This window comes from Pedobacter sp., from assembly GCF_035566355.1.
GTDB lineage: Bacteria > Bacteroidota > Bacteroidia > Sphingobacteriales > Sphingobacteriaceae > Pedobacter.
Window position 1 is genome coordinate 1 of the sequence record NZ_DATMRL010000712.1, and the last position, 6,463, is coordinate 6,463.

At 40.2% G+C, this 6,463-nt stretch carries 7 protein-coding genes; 2 read left to right on the plus strand and 5 right to left on the minus strand.

Annotated features, from left to right (window positions below; translation table 11 throughout):
• The 3 genes from VNZ46_RS27985 to surE form a co-directional block, all read right to left on the minus strand.
• On the minus strand, nucleotides 1–668 hold a 668-nt coding region (locus VNZ46_RS27985), incomplete at its 3' end, for a lipid-A-disaccharide synthase (protein ID WP_414693543.1).
• A complete protein-coding gene (locus VNZ46_RS27990; RefSeq protein WP_325564777.1) occupies nucleotides 668–934 on the minus strand; it encodes a stationary phase survival protein SurE in 267 nt (88 codons plus the stop codon). The genes VNZ46_RS27990 and VNZ46_RS27985, both read right to left, overlap by 1 nt.
• Nucleotides 927–1,706, minus strand: coding sequence for a 5'/3'-nucleotidase SurE (gene surE / locus VNZ46_RS27995; RefSeq protein WP_325564779.1), 780 nt, complete (start codon nucleotides 1,704–1,706; stop codon nucleotides 927–929). The genes VNZ46_RS27990 and surE overlap by 8 nt, the downstream gene beginning before the upstream one ends.
• A 184-nt stretch (nucleotides 1,707–1,890) precedes the next feature.
• On the opposite strand from surE, the gene VNZ46_RS28000 reads away from it, so the two are divergent.
• Nucleotides 1,891–4,827: a M16 family metallopeptidase gene (locus VNZ46_RS28000; RefSeq protein WP_325564781.1), complete on the plus strand. Its 2,937-nt coding sequence runs from the start codon at nucleotides 1,891–1,893 to the stop codon at nucleotides 4,825–4,827.
• A gap of 72 nt (nucleotides 4,828–4,899) precedes the next feature.
• Here the strand turns inward: VNZ46_RS28000 and VNZ46_RS28005 are convergent, their stop codons facing one another.
• The gene (locus tag VNZ46_RS28005) at nucleotides 4,900–5,085 is read right to left on the minus strand and encodes a CsbD family protein (RefSeq protein WP_108554509.1); all 186 of its coding nucleotides are present in this window, start codon (nucleotides 5,083–5,085) and stop codon (nucleotides 4,900–4,902) included.
• Nucleotides 5,086–5,192: 107 nt separating this feature from the next.
• On the opposite strand from VNZ46_RS28005, the gene VNZ46_RS28010 reads away from it, so the two are divergent.
• On the plus strand, nucleotides 5,193–5,879 hold the full coding sequence (locus VNZ46_RS28010) for a hypothetical protein (RefSeq protein WP_325564783.1): 687 nt from the start codon (nucleotides 5,193–5,195) through the stop codon (nucleotides 5,877–5,879).
• 53 nt (nucleotides 5,880–5,932) lie between these two features.
• Here the strand turns inward: VNZ46_RS28010 and VNZ46_RS28015 are convergent.
• The coding region (locus VNZ46_RS28015; RefSeq protein ID WP_414693544.1) for an AMP-binding enzyme at nucleotides 5,933–6,463 on the minus strand (531 nt) is incomplete at its 5' end.

A 6,463-nucleotide genomic window follows, 5' to 3' on the forward strand; every position in this document is an offset into this window, starting at 1 on the left:
GGCGCTGCGGCTACTACGAAATGGCAATCGGAAAATCGTTCAGTTAAACTAAGCATAACCGGAAGCAAACGTTCTATTTCCTGTTTTCTGCTTCCAGGCAATAAGGCGATCACCTTGTCTTCTCCAATTTGATGGATTTCCCTAAAGGCTGGATCTGGCGTAAAACTTGCCTTTTCATCCAGCAAAGGGTTTCCCACATAATCGACATCCATTCCCCATTCTTTGTAAAAATCCACTTCAAAAGGCAGAATACAAAAAAGCCGGTCTACGATCTTTTTGATCTTTAATACTCTTTTTTGATTCCAGGCCCAGACTTTCGGAGAAATGTAATAAAATACGCGGATGCCATTTGCTTTGGCAAATTCTGCAATCTTGAGGTTAAAGCCAGGAAAATCGATCAGAATCAGCGCGTCTGGTTGATCGGCCAGAATATCTTCTTTACAAGTTTTGAGGTTCTTAAAAATGGTACGCAGGTTTAAAACAACTTCAGCAAAACCCATAAAAGCCATTTCTGCATAATGCTTTACCAAATGCCCTCCCTCGGCCTTCATTTTATCTCCGCCAAAGTACCTGAACGCTGCCTCAGCGTCATTCTTTTTTAAGGCTTTCATCAGGTTGGAGCCGTGAAGGTCGCCGGAAGCTTCTCCTGCTACAAGATAATACCGCATTATTGGCGAACTTTATACACAAAGAAAGCCAGGGCCCAGATAAAAGTAGCACTCAACACACCACGACCTGTATTTTCTTTGTTTTGTTTAAAAAAATATTTGAGCAGCAAGGCATTTACCCCAATACAGCCGATCAATAAAAGATCTGCTTTAGCCAGATAAGAAACCACATGCATCACGTACCAGGCTATTCCAATCAGCAGACCAGGAACCAGGATACCAATCCCAAATCCTGTAAGCACTGTATCTTTGATTTGCCTAAACATCAAATGTCCATGAATTTAAAACCGGAATGGCATGGTGGGCGGTCAGATCAAACTGAACCGGAACAACGGAAGTATAACCATGGTCCAGTGCCCATACATCGGTATCCTCTCCTTTATCATTGTTCTGAAACACACCGGTCAGCCAATAGTAAGGTCTTTGGTAAGGATCCTTTCTTTCGTCAAATTCTTCGGCCCATTTGGCATTGGCCTGCCTGCATATCTTAATCCCTTTGATGTCTGCACCATTAGGGAAGTTGACATTTAGCAATGTTGCAGGGGGAAGACCATGCTCCAGCACCTGTTCACAAATTATTTTAATAAATTTCTTGCAATGGCTGAAATCCGCTTCCTGAGCATAGTCATCTAAAGAAAAACCTATAGATGGAATCTGCTCGATAGCCCCTTCTACTGCTGCGGACATGGTGCCGGAATAAATTACATTGATGGAATTGTTCAATCCATGATTGATACCTGAAACACAAAGGTCCGGTTTTTTTCCTTTAAAAATCTTATTCACTGCCAGTTTCACACAGTCAACCGGTGTTCCTGAACATTTATACATTTCAACACCTTCATACAGGTCTACTTTATCGAAACGAAGAGGTTTCCCTATGGTAATGGCATGCCCCATTCCGGATTGAGGGCCATCTGGCGCAACCACAACTACATTACCCAGTTCCTGAACCACTTCTATTAGGTTTTTGATACCCGGAGCAGTGATCCCATCGTCGTTAACGACTAAAATATTCGGTCTTGAATGTTGTGCTTTCATTTGTATTGCTGTTTAATGGATTAAATTTTAACCACACAAAAATACAAGAATTAAACAGATTAATCAGGATTATCCTGAATTCAGCTACCAATATTATACAGGTTCCTATTATCTTTGATCGTAACATAAAGGGCAGAAATGCATCTTATGTTGGCTAACAAGCTCATTATTAAAAAAACTTGATATGACCAAAAACAAACTATTACTGATTGCCGGCTTCCTGCTCACCGGGACGGCCTTAATGGCTCAGTCTGCCTATCAGTGGAAAACTGCATCCTCAGGTGGCTATACTTATAAGTATGTGACCAATGATCCTTCTAAATCCCGTTTTTATACGCTTAAAAACGGATTAACTGTAATTCTTTCTCAGAATACAAAGGAGCCGAGCATTGAATTCCGTATGGCGGTACGTGCGGGAAGTAACACCGATCCGCGCACCAATACGGGTCTGGCCCATTACCTGGAACACCTGCTCTTTAAAGGTACCGATAAGTTTGGAACAACAGATTATGCAAAGGAAAAGCCTTATTTAGATAAGATTGATGCGCTTTACGAACAATACAATAAAACGACAGATCAGGCCAAACGCAAAGAGATCTATCAACAAATTGACAAAACTTCGGGCGAAGCCTCTAATATTTCTATTGCCAATGAGTATGATAAAATGATCCAGGGACTGGGTGGTCAGTCTTCTAATGCACACACTTCTGTAGAAGAAACAGTATACCAGGAAGATTTCCCTTCAAATGCCGTTGATAAATTTCTGGCCTTACAGGCAGAGCGTTTCCGCAACCCGATTTTCCGTATTTTCCATACGGAACTGGAAGCGGTATACGAAGAGAAAAACCGTGGCCTGGATAATGATGGCAACAAAATGTACGAGGGTATGTCCAATTTGCTGTTTCCTACACACAATTACGGTCAGCAGACCACCATAGGTTTGGTGGAGCATCTGAAAAACCCATCCCTTGTAGAGATCAAAAAATATTACCACAAATACTATGTACCAAACAATATGGCAGTGGTTTTAGCTGGTGATTTCACCCCGGATGAAATGATTAAAAAGGTAGACAAAGCTTTTGCCTATATGCAGCCAAAACCTGTAGAATTATACAATCCTGCACCAGAAAAACCGCTAACCAAAATTCAGACACTGGATGTATATGGTCCAAGTGCTGAAAACATGCAGATCTTTTATCGCGGCTATGCTGAAAATACGAGACAAAGCCTCCTGCTTGACCTGATTTCAAGCATTCTTTCTAATGGCAAGGCAGGTTTAATTGACATCAATCTAAACAAACAGCAGAAAGTACTGAAGGCTGGCGCTGGTTATCAGCAAATGAAGGATTATGGTATCTTTTATTTAACAGCTCAGCCGAAACAGGGTCAATCGCTGGAAGAGGTAAAAAAATTGGTGATGGAGCAGATAGAGATTCTGAAAAAGGGAGATTTTGATGAGTCACTCATCAAAGCAACTGTAGCCAACAGCAAATTGTCTTTACTCCAGCAATTTGATCAAAATGCTTTCCGTGTTGAGGCAACTACGAATGAATTTATCCTGAACAGGGCAACGAAATGGGATAAGTCTTTAAACGGACCAGATGAAATGGCAAAGGTTACCAAAAAACAAATCGTGGATTTCGCCAATACCTTCTTTAAAGACAATTATGTAGTGGGTTATAAGCATAAAGGTGTGGATAAGAATATCGTTAAAGTAGAGAAACCTTCAATTACCCCTATTAATCCGAATGCAAATGCCATTTCAGCATTTACCAAAAATATCCTGGAGGCCCCTGTAAAACCGATTGAGCCTAAATTTCTGGATTATAGCAAGGACCTGAACTTTGGTAAAGTAGGTATCGCTGATGTTGTTTCAGTGGAGAACAAAGACAACAGTATTTTTCACCTGACCTATCGTTTTGATCTGGGTGCTTATAATAATAAATTATTACCGTATGCAGCACAGTACCTGAACTTTCTGGCTACAGACAAATATACCGCTGAAGAGATCAGCAAACAGTTTTATAATATTGCCTGTAATTATAGCATGAATGTAGGCAATGAGATTGTAACTGTGAGCATTAGCGGTTTACAGGAAAATTTTGATAAGGCAGTAAGTCTTACAGAGCATATCTTCGCGGGTTGCAAGCCAAATGAGAAAGCCCTTGCTGAATTAAAAAGTACGATCTTAAAAGGCAGACAAAATACAAAGCTGAACAAAGCAGCTATTTTGAGCGGACTGGTTGCTTATGCACAATATGGTGCAAAAAATCCGTCAAACAACGTTTTGAGTAATGATGAAGTAAATAAAATGACGGCTGAGGAACTGGTTAATATCCTGCATAACCTCAACAATTACAAACATACCATTACGTATTTTGGTCCGCAGGCACTGGGCACTTTTACTGCTGATATAGCCAAATTGCATCATCTGCCTGCAGAGTTCACTCCTGCAGCAGCTGCAGTTAAGTTTGACTATATCTCTACCAATACGAACCAGGTGCTTTTTGCTGATTACGATATGGTACAGTCTGAGATCAGATGGGTACGCAATGATGGAATGTACAATCCCGAACTGGCTGGTAAAATCAATTTGTTCAATAATTATTTTGGTGGCGGTATGGGTTCTATTGTATTCCAAACCATCAGAGAGTCTAAAGCGCTGGCTTATTCTACTTATGCCTTCTATTCTGCTCCCGACAAAAAAGATAAAGAATATGCAATGATTGCTTATGTAGGCAGCCAGGCCGACAAAATGAATGATGCGGTTAAAGGGATGAATGAACTTTTAACGGTACTCCCGGAGAACGAAAAGTCTTTTGAAGGTGCAAAAAGCAATTCTGTAAATGCCATCCAAACGGAACGTATTGTTAAGGATGGTATCCTTGCTGCTTATTTTTCGGATAAAAAATTAGGCTTCGACCATGATTCCAGGATAGATCTTTACAACAATATCAAACCGCTGAAACTGTCCGACATGAAAGATTTTCATGCTGCACACGTATCCGGAAAGGCTTATAATTATTGTATTGTCGCTTCTGAAAAGAATGTAAAAATGGAGGATATGCAAAAGTTTGGCCCGGTGACCAAATTGAGTTTAGAGCAAATTTTCGGGTATTAATTCCTATTAGGTACTTAGAATAAAAAAGGCCCTGAGCACTGCTCAGGGCCTTTTTTATTCTAATAATGATTTCTACAGTGATTTTAACCAGGTAACCACTTCATCGCGGGTCTTGCCTGTTTTTTGCTGCAGTTTCCCCAGCAATTCATCGTCTTTTCCTTCTTCGTGTTTCAGATCATCTTCTGTAAGATCTGCATAAGCTTGCTTAACCTTACCTTTAATCTCATTCCATTTTCCTTGCAATTCTAACTTATCCATAGTAGGTATTTTTAATGTTTAAACTACAGGAATAACACCTCTAAAATAAAATTGTTTGGCCTTGCAACTATCTTGCCCTTCCAATCGTCTTACAAAAAAACAATCCAATGAAACAATTCTACTATTTGCTGTTACTTCCTATACTGCTGTTCAACAGCTCCTGCACCATGATTATAAAAGGCCTTGGAAAGTCCGTCGCCAACCACTATGATGACCATAAGGACTTAAATTTGTCTAAGCTCAGTTTACTTGACGGAGCTGGTCACCAGGAAACACTCGGAAAATCCTTCTATGGGAAGACCGTTTACCTGTATGTATGGAATCAGGACGTACCTCCTGATGATCAGAATTCAGATTACAAGGCACTGAAACAACGATTTCAAAAATACAATGACGTGGTATTCATTAATGTGTATACAGGCACCGATGAGAATAAATGGAAAAAGGTTCAGGACCTAAAAAATGAGAAGGTGAAAGCTTACAGACTGGTTACTACATCTGAAAATAATACTTTCAGAAACCTGACCGATTCTGTGGCACGCCCGCAGATCATTGGTAAAGATGGAACTTTACTCGGTTTCAGAGGCCCCACTCCTGCCGATCATCTGATTGTAGATTATGCTTTATATCAGGCAAGAGACGGAATAGATGCTACACAAGCAACGAAAACATTGATCCGGGGCATCAACAGTAAGGTAAAGTTTAAAAATCAGGATCTTTTGCTTTGGTATGAAGATCACTTTGGCAAAAAGCCGGATGAAAAACTGAACATCAGTATTTCAAACAACAATTAATAAAAAAGCCGTTCGAAGATCCGAACGGCTTTTTTATTTGGTTTTAAAGTCATTTATAATTGCTTGGCTTTTCCGATAATTTCATCAACTACACCAGGATCTTGTAATGTACTGATGTCGCCAAGATTAGAAGTATCTCCTTCAGCAATTTTTCTTAAAATCCTGCGCATGATTTTTCCTGAACGCGTTTTAGGCAATCCAGACACAAAAAGGATTTTATCTGGCTTGGCTATGGCACCAATAACACGGGTTACAGTTTGTAAAATATCTTTACGGCTCAGATCAGCATCGCTGTGCGGATTTGGAAAGATCACAAAGGCATAAATTCCCTGCCCTTTAACATCGTGAGGATAACCCACTACCGCACTTTCTACCACACCAGCATGCATATTGATTGCATTTTCAACTTCAGCGGTGCCGATCCGGTGTCCGGAAACATTGATCACATCATCTACTCTACCGGTAATTTTATAATAACCGTCGGCATCTCTCAAACATCCATCTCCTGTAAAATACAGATTTTCATAAGTAGAAAAATAAGTCAGCTTGCATCGTTCATGATCGCCATAAGTGGTACGGAGCAT

Excerpts from the sequence above, each read along its gene's own strand:
- VNZ46_RS27990 (WP_325564777.1), bottom strand. The coding sequence starts at position 934 with ATGTTTAGGCAAATCAAAGATACAGTGCTTACAGGATTTGGGATTGGT.
- VNZ46_RS28000 (WP_325564781.1), top strand. The coding sequence starts at position 1,891 with ATGACCAAAAACAAACTATTACTGATTGCCGGCTTCCTGCTCACCGGG.
- surE (WP_325564779.1), bottom strand. The coding sequence starts at position 1,706 with ATGAAAGCACAACATTCAAGACCGAATATTTTAGTCGTTAACGACGAT.
- VNZ46_RS28005 (WP_108554509.1), bottom strand. The coding sequence starts at position 5,085 with ATGGATAAGTTAGAATTGCAAGGAAAATGGAATGAGATTAAAGGTAAG.
- VNZ46_RS28010 (WP_325564783.1), top strand. The coding sequence starts at position 5,193 with ATGAAACAATTCTACTATTTGCTGTTACTTCCTATACTGCTGTTCAAC.